The organism is Pseudaquidulcibacter saccharophilus (assembly GCF_019455445.1).
GTDB lineage: Bacteria > Pseudomonadota > Alphaproteobacteria > Caulobacterales > Aquidulcibacteraceae > Pseudaquidulcibacter > Pseudaquidulcibacter saccharophilus.
On record NZ_JAHWUS010000001.1, the window covers coordinates 444,772 to 466,307 of the forward strand.

23 protein-coding genes are annotated in these 21,536 nt (G+C 43.0%); 14 read left to right on the top strand and 9 right to left on the bottom strand.

Going from position 1 to position 21,536, the window contains the following annotated elements; translation table 11 throughout:
• The first annotated feature begins 6 nt into the window (after positions 1-6).
• Positions 7-1,047 carry a type II secretion system F family protein gene (locus tag KXV15_RS02050; protein ID WP_240006492.1) on the top strand — a complete coding sequence of 347 codons (1,041 nt, stop codon included), beginning with the start codon at positions 7-9 and terminating at the stop codon, positions 1,045-1,047.
• Positions 1,048-1,087: 40 nt separating this feature from the next.
• On the opposite strand, the gene KXV15_RS02055 is transcribed toward KXV15_RS02050, so the two are convergent.
• The gene (locus KXV15_RS02055) at positions 1,088-1,549 is read right to left on the bottom strand and encodes a hypothetical protein (protein ID WP_240006493.1); all 462 of its coding nucleotides are present in this window, start codon (positions 1,547-1,549) and stop codon (positions 1,088-1,090) included.
• A gap of 159 nt (positions 1,550-1,708) precedes the next feature.
• Between KXV15_RS02055 and prfA the strand changes: the two genes are divergently transcribed.
• From prfA to KXV15_RS02080, 5 genes are all read left to right on the top strand, one after another.
• Positions 1,709-2,788 carry a peptide chain release factor 1 gene (gene prfA, locus KXV15_RS02060; RefSeq protein WP_240006494.1) on the top strand — a complete coding sequence of 360 codons (1,080 nt, stop codon included), beginning with the start codon at positions 1,709-1,711 and terminating at the stop codon, positions 2,786-2,788.
• 42 nt (positions 2,789-2,830) lie between these two features.
• The gene (locus KXV15_RS02065) at positions 2,831-5,641 is read left to right on the top strand and encodes a bifunctional [glutamine synthetase] adenylyltransferase/[glutamine synthetase]-adenylyl-L-tyrosine phosphorylase (RefSeq protein WP_240006495.1); all 2,811 of its coding nucleotides are present in this window, start codon (positions 2,831-2,833) and stop codon (positions 5,639-5,641) included.
• A gap of 131 nt (positions 5,642-5,772) precedes the next feature.
• Complete coding sequence (locus KXV15_RS02070) at positions 5,773-6,522, top strand: EF-hand domain-containing protein (protein ID WP_240006496.1); 750 nt, start codon at positions 5,773-5,775, stop codon at positions 6,520-6,522.
• A 46-nt stretch (positions 6,523-6,568) separates the two neighbouring features.
• Positions 6,569-7,105 carry a sigma-70 family RNA polymerase sigma factor gene (locus KXV15_RS02075; RefSeq protein ID WP_240006497.1) on the top strand — a complete coding sequence of 179 codons (537 nt, stop codon included), beginning with the start codon at positions 6,569-6,571 and terminating at the stop codon, positions 7,103-7,105.
• Between the two features lie 24 nt (positions 7,106-7,129).
• Entirely contained in the window at positions 7,130-7,555 is a 426-nt protein-coding gene (locus KXV15_RS02080; RefSeq protein WP_240006498.1) for a hypothetical protein, read from the top strand.
• 73 nt (positions 7,556-7,628) lie between these two features.
• On the opposite strand, the gene KXV15_RS02085 is transcribed toward KXV15_RS02080, so the two are convergent.
• Both KXV15_RS02085 and KXV15_RS02090 read right to left on the bottom strand, forming a co-directional pair.
• The gene (locus KXV15_RS02085; RefSeq protein ID WP_240006499.1) at positions 7,629-9,158 is read right to left on the bottom strand and encodes a helicase HerA-like domain-containing protein; all 1,530 of its coding nucleotides are present in this window, start codon (positions 9,156-9,158) and stop codon (positions 7,629-7,631) included.
• A gap of 90 nt (positions 9,159-9,248) precedes the next feature.
• A complete protein-coding gene (locus KXV15_RS02090) occupies positions 9,249-9,986 on the bottom strand; it encodes a GGDEF domain-containing protein (RefSeq protein ID WP_240006500.1) in 738 nt (245 codons plus the stop codon).
• 175 nt (positions 9,987-10,161) lie between these two features.
• Here KXV15_RS02090 and purE point away from each other — a divergent pair, with 175 nt between their 5' ends.
• A complete protein-coding gene (gene purE, locus KXV15_RS02095; RefSeq protein ID WP_240006501.1) occupies positions 10,162-10,644 on the top strand; it encodes a 5-(carboxyamino)imidazole ribonucleotide mutase in 483 nt (160 codons plus the stop codon).
• A gap of 3 nt (positions 10,645-10,647) precedes the next feature.
• Entirely contained in the window at positions 10,648-11,712 is a 1,065-nt protein-coding gene (locus tag KXV15_RS02100; protein WP_240006502.1) for a 5-(carboxyamino)imidazole ribonucleotide synthase, read from the top strand.
• A 58-nt stretch (positions 11,713-11,770) separates the two neighbouring features.
• Here KXV15_RS02100 and trhA read toward each other — a convergent pair whose 3' ends face one another.
• From trhA to KXV15_RS02115, 3 genes are all read right to left on the bottom strand, one after another.
• Entirely contained in the window at positions 11,771-12,418 is a 648-nt protein-coding gene (trhA, locus tag KXV15_RS02105) for a PAQR family membrane homeostasis protein TrhA (protein ID WP_240006503.1), read from the bottom strand.
• Positions 12,419-12,545: 127 nt separating this feature from the next.
• Complete coding sequence (locus KXV15_RS02110; protein ID WP_240006504.1) at positions 12,546-13,229, bottom strand: protein phosphatase CheZ; 684 nt, start codon at positions 13,227-13,229, stop codon at positions 12,546-12,548.
• An 18-nt stretch (positions 13,230-13,247) separates the two neighbouring features.
• The gene (locus KXV15_RS02115) at positions 13,248-13,634 is read right to left on the bottom strand and encodes a response regulator (protein WP_240006505.1); all 387 of its coding nucleotides are present in this window, start codon (positions 13,632-13,634) and stop codon (positions 13,248-13,250) included.
• A gap of 113 nt (positions 13,635-13,747) precedes the next feature.
• Between KXV15_RS02115 and KXV15_RS02120 the strand changes: the two genes are divergently transcribed.
• From KXV15_RS02120 to KXV15_RS02130, 3 genes are read left to right on the top strand one after another with little or no spacing between them, the layout of a single operon-like run.
• On the top strand, positions 13,748-14,176 hold the full coding sequence (locus KXV15_RS02120; protein WP_240006506.1) for a MaoC family dehydratase: 429 nt from the start codon (positions 13,748-13,750) through the stop codon (positions 14,174-14,176).
• Positions 14,177-14,193: 17 nt separating this feature from the next.
• A complete protein-coding gene (gene ribF / locus KXV15_RS02125) occupies positions 14,194-15,117 on the top strand; it encodes a riboflavin biosynthesis protein RibF (RefSeq protein WP_240006507.1) in 924 nt (307 codons plus the stop codon).
• Between the two features lie 4 nt (positions 15,118-15,121).
• Positions 15,122-16,015, top strand: a complete 894-nt coding sequence (locus KXV15_RS02130) for a DMT family transporter (RefSeq protein WP_240006508.1) — start codon at positions 15,122-15,124, stop codon at positions 16,013-16,015.
• A 9-nt stretch (positions 16,016-16,024) separates the two neighbouring features.
• On the opposite strand, the gene KXV15_RS02135 is transcribed toward KXV15_RS02130, so the two are convergent.
• Complete coding sequence (locus KXV15_RS02135) at positions 16,025-16,360, bottom strand: ArsC/Spx/MgsR family protein (protein WP_240006509.1); 336 nt, start codon at positions 16,358-16,360, stop codon at positions 16,025-16,027.
• A gap of 90 nt (positions 16,361-16,450) precedes the next feature.
• Between KXV15_RS02135 and KXV15_RS02140 the strand changes: the two genes are divergently transcribed.
• Positions 16,451-18,379 (top strand): ATP-binding protein, encoded by a 1,929-nt coding sequence (locus tag KXV15_RS02140; protein ID WP_240006510.1) that lies wholly within the window; start codon positions 16,451-16,453, stop codon positions 18,377-18,379.
• A gap of 2 nt (positions 18,380-18,381) precedes the next feature.
• On the opposite strand, the gene KXV15_RS02145 is transcribed toward KXV15_RS02140, so the two are convergent.
• Entirely contained in the window at positions 18,382-18,834 is a 453-nt protein-coding gene (locus KXV15_RS02145; RefSeq protein ID WP_240006511.1) for a hypothetical protein, read from the bottom strand.
• 252 nt (positions 18,835-19,086) lie between these two features.
• Here KXV15_RS02145 and KXV15_RS02150 point away from each other — a divergent pair, with 252 nt between their 5' ends.
• Complete coding sequence (locus KXV15_RS02150) at positions 19,087-19,839, top strand: hypothetical protein (RefSeq protein WP_240006512.1); 753 nt, start codon at positions 19,087-19,089, stop codon at positions 19,837-19,839.
• A 68-nt stretch (positions 19,840-19,907) separates the two neighbouring features.
• Here KXV15_RS02150 and KXV15_RS02155 read toward each other — a convergent pair whose 3' ends face one another.
• Complete coding sequence (locus tag KXV15_RS02155) at positions 19,908-20,819, bottom strand: hypothetical protein (protein WP_240006513.1); 912 nt, start codon at positions 20,817-20,819, stop codon at positions 19,908-19,910.
• A 176-nt stretch (positions 20,820-20,995) separates the two neighbouring features.
• Here KXV15_RS02155 and KXV15_RS02160 point away from each other — a divergent pair, with 176 nt between their 5' ends.
• On the top strand, positions 20,996-21,535 hold the full coding sequence (locus KXV15_RS02160; protein WP_240006514.1) for a PAS domain-containing protein: 540 nt from the start codon (positions 20,996-20,998) through the stop codon (positions 21,533-21,535).
• Position 21,536 lies beyond the last annotated feature (1 nt).

Genomic DNA, 21,536 nt, shown 5'->3' on the forward strand with positions numbered 1-21,536 from the left:
GGTGCTATGTCTGATTTCTTTGCCGATGTAAGTAGTCTCGCATCAGTCGTCACCGACCCGAATAATATTGCTGCTGGTATTATGGCCGGTGCCGCATTTGTTACGGCATTCACTGTTTTACGCCCGCTTATGAGTTCTGATAAACTTGCAAGCCGCATGAAGTCCGTTGCCACTAATCGTGATGAATTAAGGCGAAAAAGCCGCGCGGCATTAGGGGTAAAAGAAAAAGCAGGATTAAGGCGCGAAGATACATCCGCATTCAAAAAAATTGTGGCAAAGCTTAACCTTAAATCTTTGCTTGAAGACCCGAATGTTGAAAATAAATTGCTTGAGGCCGGTATGCGTGGCCCAAAATATATTTCAGTATTCTACTTTGCCCGTTTTACTACGCCAATCGTATTCTTTTTACTGGCCTTGGTATATTTGTTTATTGCAGGCAATGAAATGACCGCAAACCGCAAATTGTTGATTGCGGTGGGTGCGTGTGCAGCTGGCTTCTATTTGCCCAACATTCTTTTAAGCAATATTATCGCCAAGCGTAAACAATCAATCATGCGTGCATTCCCCGATGCACTTGACCTTCTATTGATATGCGTTGAATCTGGTATGTCAATCGAGGCGGCATTCGCTCGCGTTTCCGAGGAAATCGGCACAAGCTCAATCCCGCTTGCAGAGGAATTGGGCATCACGAATTCAGAGCTTGCGTATCTTCAAGATCGCCGTGTTGCTTATGAAAACCTTGCACGCCGTACTAATCACCCTGGTATCAAAGCGGTAACTGTATCGCTAATACAGGCCGAAAAATATGGTACACCACTTGGTTCGGCATTGCGGGTAATGGCAAAAGAAAACCGCGAAATGCGCATGACTGAGGCAGAGAAAAAAGCGGCTGCACTTCCGGCAAAGCTAACCGTTCCGATGATTGTTTTCTTCTTGCCAGTATTGTTTATCGTAATTCTTACCCCTGCATATATTCAATGGCAGAATATGGATGGACGTAAAGATAAAACCGATAGCGCCCAGATGAAAGATATCAAAGACAGGTAGTTAAAAAAAGCCCCGAAAATTTCGGGGCTTTTTGCTAATATTAATTACCGCAATTCGGGTGCATATGATGCATACCATTTGGCGCTGTTTGCGGCATCGGATTTTGTTTCGCACCACAATTGCAATCAGGCTTAAACAAAACATTTCTACCAGTGCCGGCAACAACAATATTTCCGGTTCTGCGCCCCATTTTATCTAAAACATATAAACCTTCTGGCGCATTAAATGCCTGACCAGTTTGGATGGTTTTTCCGCCCATATCGGTGACCGCAAAATTACCCGTGCAACCAGCAAATTCAGTGGTGTGGTCAAAGTTTCTAGCAACTGGCGGCGGCGGCGGTGGTGGTGGCGCAGGTTCAACGGGTTCGGCAACAATCGCATTATTATCCCAAACGCGTACATTATCTTTAGGTTTATGTGAAGCACAACCACCAATAATTATTGTGCTACTGCAAATTAATGCAATAGTAATACGCGAAATTGTCAAATTATCTTTCAACATAATTACCCCTAATCACAAGTTTTATTATAAAGTTACATAAGAATAGCACGAATATTTATAATTAAAGCCTTTTTCACCAAACAAGAGAAACTTTTATCATATTTCCCAATTGGCTAAAGTCAAAAAAATGATATAGCGAGGCATAACAGAGATTAATCCATGAATTTAAGTGAAGAACGATTACTACGGGTCGCAGACCGCTTTGAAGAAATTGATGCCCGTCTTTCAGTGGCAAGTGACGGCGGCGAAATTATGCGCCTTTCAAAAGAGCGCGCCAAACTTGCGCCAGTTGCCGATGCTATTCGCGCGCTAAAAAGCAAAGAAAAAGAATTTGCTGACTTGCAAGAGTTGATTGAAACCTTGCCTGCGTCTGATGAAATGGCGCAAATGGCACAAGAAGAAATGCCACAAGTAAAAGAAGATTTGGAAAAGCTAAAAGGCGAATTGCAAATTCTTCTATTGCCGCGCGACGAAGATGATGATGCATCGGTAATTCTTGAACTTCGTGCCGGTACTGGCGGCGACGAGGCCGCGCTTTTTGTTGGCGATCTTTACCGAATGTATCAACGCTATGCAGAGCGTCAGGGTTGGAAATTAGAACTCGATTCACTTTCCGAAGGTGACGCCGGCGGCTTTAAAGAGATTATCGCAACCATCAATGGCGACGGTGTTTTCGGCAAGCTGAAATTTGAATCTGGTACGCACCGCGTACAACGCGTCCCTGCCACAGAGGCGCAGGGTAGGGTGCATACATCGGCGGCAACTGTTGCGGTTCTTCCTGTTCCCGAAGAAACCAATATTGAGGTTCATGACAAAGATATTCGTATTGATACCTATCGTTCTTCTGGTGCGGGTGGTCAGCACGTTAACAAAACCGATTCTGCGGTTCGTATTACCCACATCCCATCTGGCATTGTGGTAACGGCATCAGAGAAATCACAACACCAAAACCGTGCCAATGCAATGAAAAACCTTATTGCCCGTCTTTACGAAAAGGAACGTGAAGAAAAGGCAAAGGCCCGTTCAGATGCCCGCGCTTCACAAGTTGGTTCAGGCGACCGTTCAGAAAAAATCCGTACCTATAATTTCCCACAAGGTCGGGTTTCGGATCACCGCATCAATCTTACGCTCTATAAGCTTGATGATGTGCTTGACGGCGGTGGTTTGGGCGATTTTGTAACTGCTTTAATTGCTGATGATACGGCAAAAAGATTGGCAGAGGCCGAAGAAGGGCAATAATTTCCCTTTAAATAAGCTCGAAAATCCGTTAAAACTCACCCTATGTATAAAATAAATTCATTGGGGGGAATAAAGGATGCTTTTGCGCTTGCAATTGCCAATGCCCCGTATCTTGATCGAATAAATCGCAAATATCCAGAACTTTTTGATGAATTAACATCAACGCCGCCTAATGAATATATCGCAAAATTGTGTGATATGGCACAAAGCGCGCGCGGATTGCCTTTATATGAGGCTACAAAACAATTGCGCATCGGCAAGGCCAAGATGCACTTTGCCCTTGCGGTTTATGATTTATCAAAAACTTTGGAAACCTTGGAAGTAACTAATTATCTTTCAAATTATGCCGATATTGCCATGCAATCGGCCGTAAAATTAGCGTGTGATGATGCCCCAGACCGCGATAAACGCGCCTTTGTTGATGGTGCTGTGCCTGGGCTTTTTATTGTTGCTATGGGTAAGCATGGTGCCAATGAATTAAATTATTCATCAGACATTGATTTAGCGGCATTTTATGACCGTGATTTTTTTCATGAGGATTATGCCTATCAAGCCAGCCCGATTTGCGTTCGAATATTGGGCGCGGTTTCAAAGATTATGGAAGATGTAACCCCGGAAAATTATGTATTCCGCGTTGATTGGCGCCTGCGCCCCGATCCACTTTCAACCCCGCTTGCAGTTTCCACCCAAATGGCTGAAACTTATTATGAGGCGGTGGGGCAAAATTGGGAACGTGCCGCAATGATTAAAGCGCGCCCAATTGCCGGTGATTTTGCGCGCGCCACCGAATTTATTGAATTTTTGCAGCCTTTCATATGGCGTAAATATCTTGATCACGCGGCGGTTTTGGATGTTGGGTCGATATTAAAACAAATCCACAAACATAATCGTTCTGTTGATTATGATAATCCGGCATTTAACTTAAAGCTTGGCCGTGGTGGTATCCGTGAAATTGAATTTTTTACCCAAACCCAACAATTAATCCTTGGCGGTCGTGATGTTTCATTGCGGAAATCGCGCACTGTTGATGGGCTAAAGGCGCTAAGCCATGCGGGAAGAATTGGTAAGAACATTGCCGAAGAACTTACATACGCATACTCTTTCCTGCGTGATGTTGAACATCGTGTTCAAATGCTTGAAGATGAACAGACACACTCTTTGCCAGAAAATGAAGAAAAGCGCGCCCGCATTGCCGCACTTTCTGGCTATTCATCTTTGGATGATTTTGACAGGGCAATTCGTGAATGTCGTGAAATGGTGCGTGACCATATTACAGGGCTATTTCCAGAAAGTGATAGTTTGTCGGTTGATGGTGGGTCATTAATCTTTACTGGTGTTGATGATGACCCCGAAACATTGGAAACCCTTTATGGTCTTGGTTTTAAAAAGCCGGCATTGGTTTCGCAAACAATTCGTTCATGGCACCACGGACGTATTCGCGCCACAAGAACCCCACGGGCGCGTGAAATCCTTACCAATATCACACCACAATTATTAAAGACCATTGCCGACACCCAAGAACCCGATTTGGTCTTCTCCCGCTTTAGCGATTTTATGACCGGTATTTCGGCGGGGGTACAAACTCTGGCATTATTCCAGACTGAACCCGAAGTTTTGGCAGAATTTTGTATGACATTGGCAATATCATCATCGCTTGCCAATGATTTGGCAAAGCGCCCCGCGATTTTGGACGCAATGCTATCGCCACGTTTTTTGGAACCGTTGGTTCAAGATGTTGACGGCGAAAGATTACGGTTGCTACAAAGCCAGTTAGAAGTATGTGACGACTTTGAATTGGCGCTTGATATTGTGCGCCGCTTTAAACGCGAAGAGGCGTTTCGCATTGGTTATCACCTTTTGCACAATCGTACGGATGGTATTAGCGCGGGTAAAAACTATTCTGACCTTGCCATATGCTGTATCAAATGCCTGTTACCTTATGCCATAAAAGAAGTAGAGCGCCAATTTGGTGAATTTGATGGGCAAATTGCGGTTTGTGGCTGGGGCAAACTTGGCGGTGGTGAATTAAGTGCGAATTCCGACCTTGATTTGATGGTGATATATGACCCCAAAGAAGGTGTAGAATGTTCAAGTGGTGAACGTGCTCTAAGTGCTGAAAGCTATTTTGCCAAAGTAACCCAAAGATTGGTTGCGGCATTATCGGTTTTAACTGCCGAAGGGCCGCTTTATGAGGTTGATATGCAGCTTCGCCCATCTGGCAAAAAGGGGCCGGTTGCGGTTCGTTATTCATCATTTAAATCATATTATGAAGCCGAAGCCTGGACATGGGAGTTCCAGGCACTTACCCGCCTTACACCAATTGCGGGTGATTCAGAACTAATGGATAAAATTCGTGGCACAACCCATAAGTTGCTCACACGTGAACGCGATATTGCAAAGACAATTGCGGATATTGTTGAAATGCGCGGAAAAATTGCCGAACACCTGAAACCACGCGGTGAGTTTGATTTTAAGCGTCTTGATGGCGGCATAATAACATTGGAATTTTTAACCCAAGCTTATGAGCTTATTTATGCCAATAAATTTGACTTTGTCCTAAGTGCCAATACCGCAGAAGCATTGGCAAATCTTGGTGAATTTGGGCTTTTGGATAAAGAAAAAGTTGGGCGCCTTCTAAAGGCATGTGAAGATTTGAACAATGCGCGGCAAATTTTGGATATTATTTCAGGCTCTGGATATCAGTTGGATTCAGAAACCAATGCGTCAAAACAAGCGATTGCTAATATATTGAATTCACCTGATTTTAATGTTGCCCTTGCAGGGTTAAACGATGCCCGTAATGTTGTTAAAGAGGCGTGGGAGGCGCTTTCAAATTCCATTACCTCACTTTAATTCATGAAGTTGCGACGGAATAGCAGAAATACTTCGTTTTACATTCAGATAGACAAAATCGATTTTGCAAGTTTGTGGATGGCAACCCCCTGCCATTCATGTTTAATTTGAAAAGTTTGACGAGGAATAAAATGAAAATATCAAAACCAATTTTGGGAGTTTTGTTGGTAACAATGTTTGCCAGCCCTGCCTTTGCAGATGACTGGAAAGGTGGCGGCCACCATGGCAAAATGGGCTTTAAAGACGGCGCATTTAATGGCCCAGGTGGTCTGTTTGACCAAATTGATGCCAATCATGACGGCGTTATTACCCGTGCCGAAGTAAAAGCGGCGCACGATGCAATGTTCAACGCAATTGATACCAATCATGATGGTTATTTAACCCGCGAAGAAATGGCGGCACATCGCAAAGTACAAATGGATAAAATGCAGCAGCGTATGGCGGCAAGCCAAGCATCAATGTTCCAAGCCATCGATAAAAACAAAGATGGCGTAATAAACATTGACGAATGGAATTCATTCACTCCACCAAATCGTCCAGATATGTCAAAACGACCTGATTTTAAACAGCGCCATACAGAATTCTTCAAAAAGCTTGATACCAATAATGATGGCAAGCTGACAATGGCTGAATTTGCCGCTGGCCGACCAAATCACAAAATGTCAGATCGCAAAGACATGATGAAAATGGGCGGCGGTCATATGGGCAAAGGTGGTCCACGTAACCCAGATACCAATAATGATGGCAAAATATCAAAAGCTGAATGGGATGCAATGCCATTCCCATTATTTGATATTGCTGATACAAATCATGATGGAAAGATTACCAAAGATGAGGCGGCCAACGCTTTTAAAAACAAGCATGGCCGTGACCGCGACTAAATAATATTGGAGTAAGCTTCTGCTGATAGATTTGCATACAAAATTATTGCAAAAAACACGCGATGGTGATCGACGTGCAGCAGAGGCTTTGGTCCGCGCGGTTTCACCTAAAATATTTGCCCTTGCGTATCGCATGTTTAAAAATCAGGCGGACGCCGAAGAAGTGGTGCAAGAGGCATTATTAAAACTGTGGAAAGTTATTCCCCAGTGGGAATACGGCAAGGCAAAAGTTGAAACCTGGCTTTACCGCGTTACCTATAATCTTTGCATTGATAAATTACGGGCGTCAAAAAAATACATTGCCGAAGAAATTGGCGATGATCACGCTGCGGATAATATTTCCGCTGAGCAAAATTTAATCATGTCCCAATCCGTAAATAGCCTTGGGGCATCTATCGAAGCCCTGCCTTCACGGCAAAAAAGTGCCATAATTCTCACTTATTATGAGGGGCTAAGCGCCAAAGAGACTGGTGCAATTATGGAAATAAGCGTTGAGGCAGTCGAATCATTGCTTGCCCGTGCGAAACGTAAATTGAAAGAAGTGTTAAATAAGCAGGAGTTTAGCGACGGATTAGTAAATTAAATTCGTTTAATGTTTGGTATGAATATGCAGAATACAGAATTCGAAAAATTATTGCCCCAAGATGATTTCATGCCGGCTTGTCCGACTGATAAATTTGTTGCGGGTTTTCTTGCGCAAATGGACAAGGATTTGCCCGTGCAAAACGCACGCGTGGCAAATGATAATTTTGGTTTTTGGACGCGCATTGGTGCGGTTGCCGCACTGGTTTTGGTTGTCTCTGGGCTTGTGTTTGTAAATTCAGATATGTCTGGTTTGATTTTTAATAATAAATCGCAAAGCAAAATTATTGCGCAAATTGATACACCACAGCCGCCAGAACAAATGGCGATGTATGATGTTTATTATAGCCAAAATATTAGTGGGCAAGACGCCTTCGCAAGCCAGCTTATTGGCTATGAAGATATTTCAACCGTGGTTCCGGTTGCCGACGCCCCGCAAAAACAACCATAGAATATTCTGGGATTGTTTATTGCAACAAAAAACCCCGTGATAAATCACGGGGCTTTTTTATTGTTATAATTTATTAGCGTTTCAAGCTGCCTAAAATACCGCGTACTAAAGAACGGGTAAGTGAAGAGCTGGCTTGGCGAACCATGGTTTTTGCTGCCGCTTCAACCAGTGAATCGCCACGACGCTTACGTGTGCCGCCGCCAAGAATGTCTGATAAAAAGCCGCCAATGCCGCCTTCTTCTTGTTCTTGTGGTTGGGCTTTCGCAGTTTTCTGTGCCTGCGCTTGCGCCTGTACTTGGGCTTCTGATGCCTGAAGTTCGGCTTCTTTTTTGCTTAGGATTTCAAAAGCAGATTCACGATCTTGCAACGTATTATATTTTGTACCAATTGGGCTTGCCGCAATTACACGCGCCCGTTCATCAGGGTTCGCAGGGCCAACACGTGACATTGGTGGACGAATGAAGGTTCGTTCAACCACGGTTGGAACCCCTTTTTCATCCAATGTTGAAACCAATGCTTCGCCAACGCCCAATTCGGTGATGGCTTGTTCGGTGCTAAAATTAGGGTTGGGGCGGAAAGATTCGGCGGCGGTTTTAACTGCCTTCATTTCCGATGGCGTGTAGGCACGCAATGCGTGTTGCAGACGATTACCCAATTGGGCAAGCACCGTTTCGGGAATATCCTGCGGGTTTTGGGTAACAAAATAAATGCCCACACCTTTAGAACGGATAAGGCGGACAACTTGTTCAATGGTGGTCAAAAGTGCTTTGGGTGCATCACGGAATAAAAGGTGCGCTTCGTCAAAGAAGAATACAAGTTTTGGTTTTTCAGGGTCACCAACTTCTGGCAACATTTCAAAAAGCTCGCTCATCATCCACAGAAGGAATGTTGAATATAATGCTGGTGACGCCATTAATTTCGAACCATCCAAAATATTGATAATGCCGCGGCCCGATAAATCGGTGCGGAAGAAATCATTTAAATCTAATGCGGGTTCGCCAAAAAATGTGTCTGCGCCAGCTGTTTCAAGTTCAAGCACCTTACGCTGCAGAACGGCAATCGCCTGTTTGGTTACAAGGCCATATTTTTGTGAAACAGTGTCGGCATTATCGGCCATATAATCAAAAACTGCTTTTAAATCTTTAAGGTCGAGAAGAAGTAAGCCTTCGTCATCCGCCATTTTAAAGGCAATGGTCAATGCACCTGATTGTGCATCTGAAACATCCATTAGGCGTGCCAAAAGGGTTGGTCCCATTTCCGAAACTGTGGTGCGGATTGGATGCCCACTTTTGCCATACAAATCCCAGAAAACAACTGGATTTGCTTCGCCGTGGTAATCAGCAAGTCCAAGCATTTCTGCACGTTTTTTAAAAGGGTCAGACGGTTCCCATGTTTGTGAAGCACCAGATAAATCACCCTTTACATCGGCGGCAAATACTGGAACCCCCGCGCGGGCAAATCCTTCAGCAAGCACCTGCAAGGTTACGGTTTTACCGGTTCCGGTTGCACCCGCCACAAGACCGTGACGGTTTGCGCGTTTAAGACTAAGATTGATTAATTGAACCGGATCTGCGGTTCCGCCGACAAGGATTGAATCTGCCATAATACCCCACATTGAAAACAAGGCGTTCGTTTGAACAAAGAACAAAGGTTAATTACAGTATTATTTTAGATTTGCCAATTCCTGCAAAACTTAAAGTGAAGCAATCTTATCACTTAATTTATTGGCATACATTGCTTTATCTGCACTTGTGATTGCTTGAACAATATTTTCATCTTGTTTTACAGTGTGAACACCAATTGTGCATTTAACGCCAATTAGGTTATTTTTATATGGAATGGCGATGTTTTTGATTACTTCGTTAAACTGTTCGGCTTTGTGGGTTGCTTCTTCTTTATTGGCCTTTACCAAAAGCGCCATAAATTCATCACCACCAACACGGCCAACCACATCTGATTGCCGCAAATTTTCACTAAGTTTTTTTGCAAATTCTTTGATAACAATATCACCGGCCGCATGCCCATAAGTATCATTAATTTGTTTAAAGCCATTAAGGTCAAAGAATAATAATGTGCATTCGACATTCATGCGGCGGGCAAATGAAATAGCACGGGTTATTTCACGCTCAAAACCACGGCGGTTTAATATGCCGGTTAATGGGTCAGTATCAGCAAGGGCAAGTGCGTCCCTAAGCTCTGCCTTAAGGCGAGTTCGCTCATTCTTAAGGGTGACAATTTCTTTATGCATTGCCGAAAGCGCTTGCCGCACAAGTGGTGTCATTTCCGATTGTGGCACGCCATAAATATTCAAAGGGTCGCCATCTTTGATTATTTCCATGCGCGGTGCGTTTACAAAATCATCAATAATCCTTAACCGCACGTCTTTGTGCGGCATTTGGTTTGTCGATTTTGTGTTGCTTTTAGAGGTCATATTATTTTTTAACACCACTTTTGTGAAAATTGAATGAATTTTGTTAGTACGGGGTTAATATTTATTATAAAGCGCATTAAAGTGCGATTTTGTTAAAATTATGATGCTTTTTACGCCTTTTGGCGACTTATAATTTTGCCAAACATCGGGTAATAAGCAATTTTTGGGGATTTTAATGCAAAAACCTTTGGTGGGAATCATAATGGGGTCACAGTCTGACTGGGAAACCATGAAAGAAGCGGCGGATATTTTAGAGGCTTTAAACGTGCCGCACGAGGTAAAGATTGTCTCTGCGCATCGTACGCCAGAAAGAATGTTTAACTATGCCAAAGCCGCCAAGGATAACGGCCTTAAAATCATTATTGCTGGTGCGGGTGGCGCGGCACACCTTCCAGGAATGGTGGCAAGTTTGACCACGCTTCCGGTTTTGGGTGTCCCTGTGCAGTCAAAAGCGCTGTCAGGGCAAGATTCACTTTTATCAATTGTGCAAATGCCAAAAGGTATTCCGGTTGGCACATTGGCGATTGGTTCGGCGGGTGCGGCAAATGCCGGCATTTTGGCGGCACAAATTCTTGCGGCATTTGATGATGAATTGGGCGCGCGGGTTGCAACTTTCCGCCAAGCACAAACAGATGCAGTTAAGGATGCACCGGTATAAGTTATGACTTTAGATACCAATAAAACAATCGGCATTATTGGCGGCGGGCAACTTGCCCGAATGTTAAGTTTTGCTGCTTTTCAATTTGGCTATCGCATTGCGATTTTTGAACCTGAAAAAAATTGCCCTGCGTCACAAGTAACTGACCAACATTTTTGTGCGTCTTATAAAGATGAAAAAGCCCTCGAAGAATTTGCAAAGTCTTGCGATATTGTAACTTTTGAGTTTGAAAATATTCCGGTTGATGCCGTAAAAACCATTGAAAAACATGTGAAAATATATCCTAATCCTGATGCATTGGGACATACCCAAGATAGACTATCAGAAAAGGAATTTGTTCGCTCTTTGGGGCTGCCTTGCGCACCATTTTATGAAATCAATTCATTAGATGACCTAGAGGCGGCAATAAAAACCAATGGTTTGCCTGCAATTTTAAAAACCCGTCGTTTTGGTTACGATGGCAAGGGGCAGTTTGTAATTAAAAATGCCGATGAAGCAGCGCAGGCATGGAATGAACTGGGGCAAAACCCGTGTGTTCTAGAAGGCTTCGTTGATTTTTCATTTGAAACCTCGATGATTTTGACACGTGGTCAGGATGGCGAAATTTTATATTTCCCTAATTCGCAAAATATCCACAAAGACGGAATTTTACGTAAATCAATGGTTCCAAGCCCACTTAATTTTGATCAGATTGAAGAATGCAAACACATCGGGCGCACCATTGCCGAGGCGTTGAAATATGTGGGCACTTTAACTGTTGAAATTTTTGTTGGCAAGCACGGGCTTGTGGTCAATGAAATTGCGCCGCGTGTTCATAATTCTGGCCACTGGACGATTGAGGGGTGCAAAACCTCACAATTTGAGGCGCACATCCGCGCAATTTGCGGTCTGCCGCTTGGCTCAAGTTCATTGATGGCGCGTGGTGTAGAGATGGAGAACCTTTTGGGTGACGAAATCCTTCATGCCTTTAAACTTGCGGCAGATGGCAATGTATTTGTTCATATCTATGGCAAAAAAGATATCAAGCCAGGTCGTAAAATGGGCCATTTCACAAGGCTATTTGGGTAACTTCTTTAAAACCCCATGCGCGAGTGCCAAAGGTGAAAGGGTTGTGCTTTAAGCTTGTTTAATGCAACACCACGCCAACTAAAATCGCAACATAATGCACAATTGCGGCGGCAACCACATGCCCGTGCCAAATTGCGCGGCGATATTTTAGGGTTTTAGAAACATAAAATATTGTTCCAACTGAATATAACAACCCACCAACGCCAAGTAAAATTGTCGCCGCAAGTGGCATATTGCTCATCATTGGTTTAAGTGCGATTAGCGCAGCCCAACCAAGAGCAAGGTAAAAAATAACCCAAATTATTTTACCCAATCCGGGTAAAAATAATTTTCCCGCCATGCCCAATATTGCAAGTGTCCAGACAACACTGGTCATTATAATTGCCCAATTCCCATGTAAAACTTGGGTGGTGAATGGTGTATATGATGCGGCAATCATCAAAAAGATGCCAGCGTGATCAAGGCGTCTTAAAAATGGTTGGAAATCAGGTTTGGCAAAATTATATGCCAGTGAAAAAGACAACATCGCCACAAGACCAAAGGCATAAACCGACGCGGCGGCAATTTTTCCGCCTAAACCATTTGAAATGGCAAGACCCAACAAGAGGCCACCACCAAACAAAGCAAAAACAATGCCTACAAGGTGGATGATAAAATCGGCGCGGCGCGCCCAAAAAGTTGGGTAATGTGGCAGGTTAAATGTCATGACTTTATAATAATAACAATGTTGACTATATTATGACAAGTCAAATAATTTTGCGGTTGGTGACAATGCAAATAAAAAGCCGACCAATGTCATCAATGGCCGGCTTTTTTATAAATTTTAGGCTAGATTAATCGAACAAAGCGTCCAAATCATCTTGTGACATCGCAGCACCCGCATCTTCACCGCCAAACATCGCATCAATATCGTCCTGTTTATTTTCAGGGCCATTCAATGCTGGACCGTTTAGCAATAGGTCTTTTTTGCGTTGCTCTTCTGGTGAAAGTTGCACTTCGGCATCTTCAACACCCATAACTTTGGCAAAGCGATCGATACGGTTTTCTATATGACGAAGTGTATCGACAACTTTTTTAACGCGTTGACCCGTAATGTCTTGGAATGAGCAAGCCTCAAAAATTTCAAGCATTTTATCGCAAACAAACGCCTGATATGCGTGCGCATCAGAAGTGTCAGCCGACATAACAGATTCAGCAGCTTCCATAATGCGGTGTGTTGCTTCGGCAGTGTTGGCAACAATTGCATCAAGCTCCGCACCTGCTGTTGGAATGCCATCGTTTTTGATGTCATTAGGACGCAAAGCCGAAATTTCAGCCCGTGTTCTTTGAATATATGCAGATAAATAGCGTAACTCGCCATAAAGACTGTTATCCATTGAACCAAAGAATGCCATCATGGCATCACTCATTTGGCTTGCGAGGGTTAAAACCTCACCAAGTCTTGGGTCTTTAAGGTCCGCATCTTTTAATCTGCTTAGTGCGTCTTTAACTCGTAGAACGACTTCAGGTGCCGCCATATTAATCCCCTATGTATGCTAGAAATCGCCCAAAACCGAGGCGATTTTTGCCTTCAAAGTTTGTGCGTTAAAAGGCTTAACGATGTAATTGTTTACACCAGCCTTTTTTGCCGCGATAACGTTTTCGGTTTTCGATTCCGCAGTTACCATGATGAAAGGCGTAGGTTTAAGCGCTTCATCCGCGCGAACTTCGCGTAACAATTCATAGCCAGTCATTGGTTCCATATTCCAATCGGAAATAACCAAGCCATATTTTTGCTTCTTCAATTTTTCCAATGCTTCGCGCCCATCCGAAGCTTCGTCAACATTTTCAAAGCCAAGTTGCTTTAAAAGGTTACGAATGATACGGATCATTGTTTGATAATCATCAACAACAAGAACTGGCGCATTCATATCTACTGCCATTATAAACTCCCACAAAATGCAGATTTTTCCGCAAATACCCACTTTGGCAGATGCTATTTAAACAGAAGGACGCTAAAGAAAGGTTACTAAAACTGAAAAAGAAGGATTTTTTTATGCCAAATCAATTAGGTGGTTATACTTTCGGTGAATTAGAGCTGGGTCAAGTATTTGATTTTTCTAAAGTTATTTCAAAAGAAGACGTAAAAAAATTTGCAGAAGCAAGTGGTGATAATAACCCGATTCACCTTGATGAAGCCTATGCAGCGACCACACAATTTAAGAATTGCATCGTTCATGGCGTCTTAACTGCTGGTTTGGTGTCTGCTGCAATTGGCATGCACATGCCGGGACCTGGGTCAATTTATGTGGGCCAAAATCTTCAATTTCGCCGCCCTGTAAAAGTTGGCGCAAAGGTTGATGTGCATCTTGAAATCAAGGAATTAAATCCCGATAAGAAATTTGTTACAATTGCCACAACTGCATCAGTTGATGGTAAAACAGTTTTAACCGGCGAAGCCTTGGTTATGGTTCCTGCTGAATAATCACAACGGATTAGGAAATGAAAGTTTTTTCAGGTTTTGAACGAGTTCCCGACGAATTCAAAGGTGCAACTATTGCAATGGGTGCGTTTGATGGTTTGCACCTAGGGCACAAGTCGCTTTTAGAAATTGCAAAAAAAGCATGCCCCGATGAACCACTTGGGCTTTTATTGTTTGAACCGCCGCCGAAATTGTTTTTTTCTAAGAATACGCATGGCTCTCGTCTGGCAACTGGGCGTATTACAGAAATCTTGGCAGAAAAAATTGGGGTTGATATTATTTTTTCCCTCAATTTTGATGAGCAATTTGCGGCATTAAGTGCGCTTGAGTTTATTAACAAGGTGGTTATTAACGGCTGTTCACCAAAACATATCGTTGTTGGGCATGATTTCCGCTTTGGTAAAGGGCGTACTGGTGACGCAAAATTACTTTCTGAAGAATGCGCTAAACATTCAATAAAAGTGACAATTCTTGAACCAATTAACGATGATACCGGCCTTAGAATTTCATCGACACGTATTAAAGAAGCATTACAACAAGGAAAAATGGATCTTGCCAATCAGCTTTTGGGGCATCCATGGACTATTGAGGGTGTGGTTGAACACGGGCAAAAGCTTGGCCGCGTTTTGGGTTTTCCCACTGCAAATATAAAACTATACCAACAGATAGAGCCTTTGTTTGGTATATATGCGGTAAAGGTTGATATTGGGGATCGTGTAATGCGTTCGGGTGTTGCCAATTTTGGGCGCACACCAACAACCGGTGTTCGTGACCCATTATTTGAAACTTTCATCCTTGATTTTGATGGCGATTTATATGGGCGAAACATTATTATTGAGCTTCACAAGTTTTTACGCCCCGAAGAGAAATATAATAGTCTTGATGAACTGAAGGCACAGATTGCAATCGATGTTCAACATGCAAGAGACTATTTCGCCAATTAAGACAATGAAAATAGCCGATATTTTAAAACTGATATTATTGGTGGTTTTGTGGGCCTCTGCTTATGGGTTAAACAATATCGCCCTGCAAACCATATCGCCAATGGCGAATGTGTTTTTGCGCCTTGCTGCTGGTTCGGCGTTTTTAGGCGTTATTTTATTCTTTAAAGGTGAAAAAATGCCACGCTTTAGTAATTATAAGGCGTGGATTATGATTTCCGGCGTTGGCATTATTGGCTCATTATTGCCATTCTTTTTGATTGCGCAGGCGCAAACCAAAGTTCCATCTGCACTAGCAAGTATTTATCTTGCCGCAATGCCGCTTGCGGCGGCGATATTGTCATATTTTCTGGTGCGTGATGAAGATTTGGGGCCAAAGAAAATAATCGGCGTAATATTAGGTGTGGTTGGTGTTATAATTTTATCTGCACCGGATTTAGGTAATCTTGCGTCGCAAAAAGCACCATTGGGCGCGCAGTTGCAATTATTGGGTGCTGCCTTTTGCTATGGCTCGGCGGTGGTGATGATACGTATGGGCGGTGGTGGTACAAGCCCGCTGGTGACTTCTTTTGGATTTATTTTTATTTCTGCTCTAGTTGCTTTGCCGTTTGCATTTACTGATATTGTGCAAAATGCCCATCAATATTCAGCGGCATCAATAATTGCCGCGATATTAATTGGCATTGGGCCAACCGCACTTGCAGGCATATTATATGTCGAAGCAGTACATCGGGTTGGCCCGTTAATGGTTGCGAACTTTTCAAACCTTGTGCCGATTGTGGCATTGTTTATTGGTTATATTTTCTTTGCAGAACGTATTCCAGCGACCGCAATTGTCGCGCTTGTGGTGATTTTGTTGGGCGTAAGTTTATTACAAAGCAAAAGCAAAGATTCCGCCTAGGTTTTAACGCTAAATAAGTTTTAGCATTTCTTCAATTGGTCTTCCAACTATTGCCTTGTCGCCTTTGATAAGGATTGGGCGCTGTAATAGTTTTGGCTCATCTGCAATTGCGGACAGAAGTGCGTCATCATCTTGCTCTAAAGAAACACCAAGTTCTTTTGCAGTTTTCTCACGAATGATTGCCTTTACGCTGCCAACTTTTTGCGCAAGTGATTTTAGATCAGCGTGAGAAAGGCGATCGTTGAAATAATTTATTATCTTTGGTTTGATGCCGTTGGCCTCTAATAATGCCAGACCTTTAACGGCGGTCGAACACTTGCTATAAAAAATAAGCTCATATTCCATTAAATTTCTCCTGAAATCAGTTCCCTAAACTATTTATTATTCATTTCGTATTATTAGTAGCCGATTATTTTGAAAATTACATTGGGTAATATGAGTAAGAACTGGAAAATACGTCCACTTTTATGGTCTGCTCTTTTCTTTTTCCTTGTCGCATCGGTTGCGATTGGGGGCGTGGCATTTTATGCCATGAACTATCTTGCTATTGGCTCTACCAATGTTGGAAAATTTGAAAAATTATGGTCAGAAGCAACAATTCAGGATCTTCAGGCAACTTATAATGCCAAAATCTATATTGCCTCAGGTGATCAAAAAGCACTACAAGATTTCTATAAATATAAAGACATACGTAATGACATGATGTTACGGGCGCGTGAAATTGCGCCTGATCTTACGGATGACAAGCTGGTTTCTAGAACATATGATACCGCCCTCGCCATGAGTGATGTTGAACTTGCGGCCGTTAAAATGGCTGAAAGTGGTAACCTTGAGGGTGCGAAGTCCATGCTTATGGATTCACGCTATGCCGAATTAAACATCAAAAAGAATTCATTAAAAGAACAAGCCAGAACAGAGATTTATAATACCCTTATGAATGCGGTGAATAGTGCGCATCATATGTTGGTTATTGGGCTTGTTGGGTTGGTTATGTCATTGGGCGTTGCGGCTTATTTGTGGCGTCGCTTGGGCATTATTTTCAAAACCCAGGCCGAGGAATTAATGGTTGCGCGTGATGCGCTTGCAAACCATGCAACCCATCTAGAAGAACGCATCGAAATGCGCACCCGCGATCTTGAGGCCGCAAAAGAGGCCGCCGAGGCCGCTGATCAGGCAAAATCTACATTCCTTGCGCAAATGAGCCATGAAATAAGAACGCCAATGAATGGTATATTGGGTATGGCGGCGGCATTGTCGAAAACTATACTTGATGAAAAGCAAAAGCATTTTGTCCATGTCATCAGTGAATCTGGTGACATTTTGCTTAATTTGTTAAATGATGCGCTTGACCTTGCCAAGATTGAGGCTGGTAAGCTCGATATTGAAAAAATTGCTTTTAATCTTGGTGATCTTGTTCGTTCATCCGAAGCGATTTTTGCAATTCGCGCCCATGACAAAGGTATAAATCTTAATATAAATCTTCACAATTCGCCGAATATTTGGTGTCTTGGCGACCCAACCCGCCTTAAGCAAATTCTTTATAATCTTATATCTAATGGTATCAAATTTACCGAAGAGGGCAGTGTTAGTGTGAATGTATCTGCCGAAGAGAAAGACGGCAAATATATGCTCGAATTTGCGGTGAAAGATACAGGCATCGGCATAAGCGAAGAGGCGCAAATGCGATTGTTCCAAAAATTCTCTCAAGCCGATGTTAGCACAACAAGAAAATTTGGCGGTACGGGGCTTGGGCTTGCAATTTGTAAACAGCTTGCACAAATTATGGGTGGTGATATTTCTGTGGCTTCAGAAATTGGTAATGGTTCAACCTTCACCCTCGCGTTACCGGCTGAAAAAGCACAAGAGCCAGCAGTTGAAGATAGTGAGGCCGCATTTGATGAAAATGATTCACTTGGTGAATTGTCCATTTTGGCGGCTGAAGACAATGCCAATAACCGTCTTGTGTTGAAAATGTTCCTTGAACAAATTGGTGCCCAAGTAACCTTTGTTGAAAATGGTCTTGATGCTGTGAAAGAATGGGAAAGCCGTGAGTTTGACGTTATTCTTATGGACGTTCAAATGCCAATTATGTCTGGCCCAGAGGCAACCCAGAAAATTCGCGAAATTGAATTTAAAACCAAGCGCCTACGCACACCTATAATCGCGCTTACTGCGAATGCTATGACGCATCATGTTGCAGAATGTCTTGCCGCCGGTATGGATGCCCATGTGGCGAAACCAATAAGACCAAATCTACTTTTCGCCGCTATTGAAAATGCGATTGATGAAAATATTGACCTAGTTGGTGAAGAAATGGCAGCGCAAAACTTTGCTGCTGATGAAAGCATGTGTCTTAAATTATAGCTCTAAGCAATTTGCATATGTTGCCATGCCAAAATCAAAAAAGCCCCAAGTAAAACCGTATATTGAAAAATATCAAACATACGCTCAGCTTCTGAAGTGTTGGCAAGAAATTCTTCTTTTTTGTCATAGGTAATGAAAATCAGGCAATCTAGTCCAAGGGCAATGCCATAAAGATAGATTGCATATTGTGATTGGGCAATTAACGCGCCGATTGATGCAATGAGGCAGAGAAATGCCAGATGCCACAATACGCCCTTATAGCCAACGGAATAATATTTCATCATTTCAAGGTGTGATGGCGGAAGATGGTCATATATCGTAAGGCCGTCTTCATCAACCAAAGGCTCTTCGCCACGTTCAAGCGCTGTAACATGCCGCGCCATCCATAGGCCAAGTCCGTTATAAATTGTGTATAGGGCGATTACCAAACCGGCAAGGCCAATCAAAACTGACATATAATAATTCCGTGATTTGCTAATTAATAGCATATAATATCTAAATGTGCATTTTTTTTGATTTTGCAACATATTTATGAAGATATTTTAATGTGTTATAATGAAAAACCGTTTGGTTTCTGTTCAGAATGTGTGTGATACTGAGGTTAGGTGATGAAAAGTTGGGGCGTAAGGTCTAAGAATATCTTATAAAGATTGTTTTAGGCGCGTCTTATTTATGTTTAAACGTCTTTTATTATTTGGGGAATGTTTGTGAATATGGTTTCAGGCTCAAAAATTCTGGTCAAGTGTCTTTTGGGCATTGGATTGTTCGCTTCTACTGCATATGCGCAAACGGCAAATGTAACACCTGCTCCATTGGCACCCGTTGCGCCTGTTGCACAGCCTTCTGTTCTGGTTGAAAAAATGCAGAATGCGGTAAAATTAAATGCAGATGGCAACATCCCGCAGGCGGTGGCGTTATGGAAAGAAATATACATCAGCGCCGATAAATCTCCTGAACAGCAAAAACTGGCGATGGATTCGGCGAAATATCTCGGGTTCAATGCCGTTGAAAACCGCGATGTCCGCTCTGCAGAGGCTTATTTTGCTGCCGAATCTATTATTGCCCGCCGACTTTTTGTAACTGGTCAACTAAGTGCGCGTACATTTTCAACAAGTGTAAGCCATTGGGCAACTGGTGCGGGTGCTATGGGGCGCTCTTCTGAATCAGCGGCATTGGTTTTCTTTGCGCGCGAAGTAAAAGCACGCGCACAGGCGATGGAATCGCAAAAGGTTCTTAATCGTGAGGCTAATTTTAGTGCTGATAGCATTGAAGGCATTCGTGTTAGTAGCAGCAGCGTTTGTGTAATCAACAACGTGGAAATATTGGCAAAACAAATCACTTGCACCGATGAGGCAAATGCAATTGGTGAAGCAATGTCACTTCAGGCACGGCAAATAAAGGCCGATGCCCCGCCACCTGAAAAGAAAGATGACAAGAAAAAAGGTGATGAAGATCAATAACCATAATAAAAAACCCGCCATTTGGCGGGTTTTTTGTTTAAATGAATTTGGTTGATTTTAATAACAATTTACCAAACGCCTTGGCCAACACCGCCATCAACAAACATTGATGAACGGAACTGCATTTGCTGTTGTTGTTGAACTTGCGCTTGCTTTTGTGATTCAACTTTTATGGTGCGGCTTAAAGTTACATATTTGATGCCGGGGCCAAAACGACGAAGTAGTGAACGTTCGTTACAATTGCCGGCTGGAATTTGAGCCACACAGGTTAAATTACCGCCCTTATATGAAAGAGCTTGACCTTTGGCACAGGTTAATGCCTGACCGCCATCAAACATTGCCTTACCGTCAACCATGCGACCAATCATTGCTTCCATATGCGTTCCCGCCATGCAACGATAAACTTCACCTGTAAATTCATTTGCCAATTTGTCATTGGCATCGGTACGTGAAGCAGGGTGCGGCATGTTTTTATCATCCATACAAACTGCACGAATTGGCACGATTTCAGTGATAACTTTGGTTTCAACAACCTTTTCTGCAGTGGCAACTTTTTGCGCGCCGCCTTGAACGTTTAGTCCATCAATCATACCGTTATATACTGGTTGTGGCACGCCATAATAGCCGCCACCGCCGCCGCCAAGTATTACGCCACCTGAACTGCTGCTATAGCTGCCTGGATAGTAATAATTGCTGCCGCCATAATACATGCTGCCATCAGTTGTATTAATGTTGCTTCCGGTATTGCTGCTTACGCCCGTTGTGCCGTAATTGCTTGGGACATAGACCCCAGGAACCGCAACGATTTGTGAATTAACAGTGCCGCAGCAATTCGCACTTCCCTGACCTGAAACCACAGGGATATTGGTAATACCACCGGTGTATGAACCACTGCCGCAACAAGAGGATTGTGCATGTGCCGCGCCGCCAATAAGCGATAAAACAGCAATTATTGCAGTGTTTCTAAATGATACATTCATCTTATGACTCCCCGAAAATTCGATTGTATCGACCAATATGCGGTGACTACATCAACAAACCTTCGTAAAAATAGCTCCGAAAAACGGTTAAATTCCCACCAAAAACATGCCCGTTCTTGGCACGCAAAATGCTTGTAACATTAAAAAGCAAAGAATTTGTTAGCGGAGATGAATTTATGCAATTTAATGCACTTCACCCTGAAACACGGTTATTACTTAACTCGTGGAAGACAATTAATGGTCTTGGTGATAGTCTAGTAAATAATAATCTTGCATCACGTGATGTGGGATCAATGATTGATCGTCTCTTTATGATACAAAGGGTTGCCGAAGGTGTGTTTGTTTATAAAACCTTGGGCAAAGAAATTACATCTTGGGTTGGCCGTGATTTAAAAGACAATGAAATAAGTACAATTTTCTTTGGCCCAGATAAGGTTTTAATCCGCGCTTTGCTTGAATCCGCAATTCATGCACCTGGGCCTGCGCTTGCCCGCATTATTGCTTTTGGTGCGAAAATTGGACAACGCACGGAAATTGAGATGGTGTTTTTGCCGCTAATGGAAAAGTCGGGTGTTGCCAGAATGTTGGGGCTTTTTCAGCCAGTTGCCGCCAATGTAACAATTTCGCGCCCGGCCATAAGGTTTTCAATTGCCGAATTAATCCCACCGGATCCGCGAACGCCGCGTAATCCGGGCCTAAGGTTGGTTAAAAAATAAA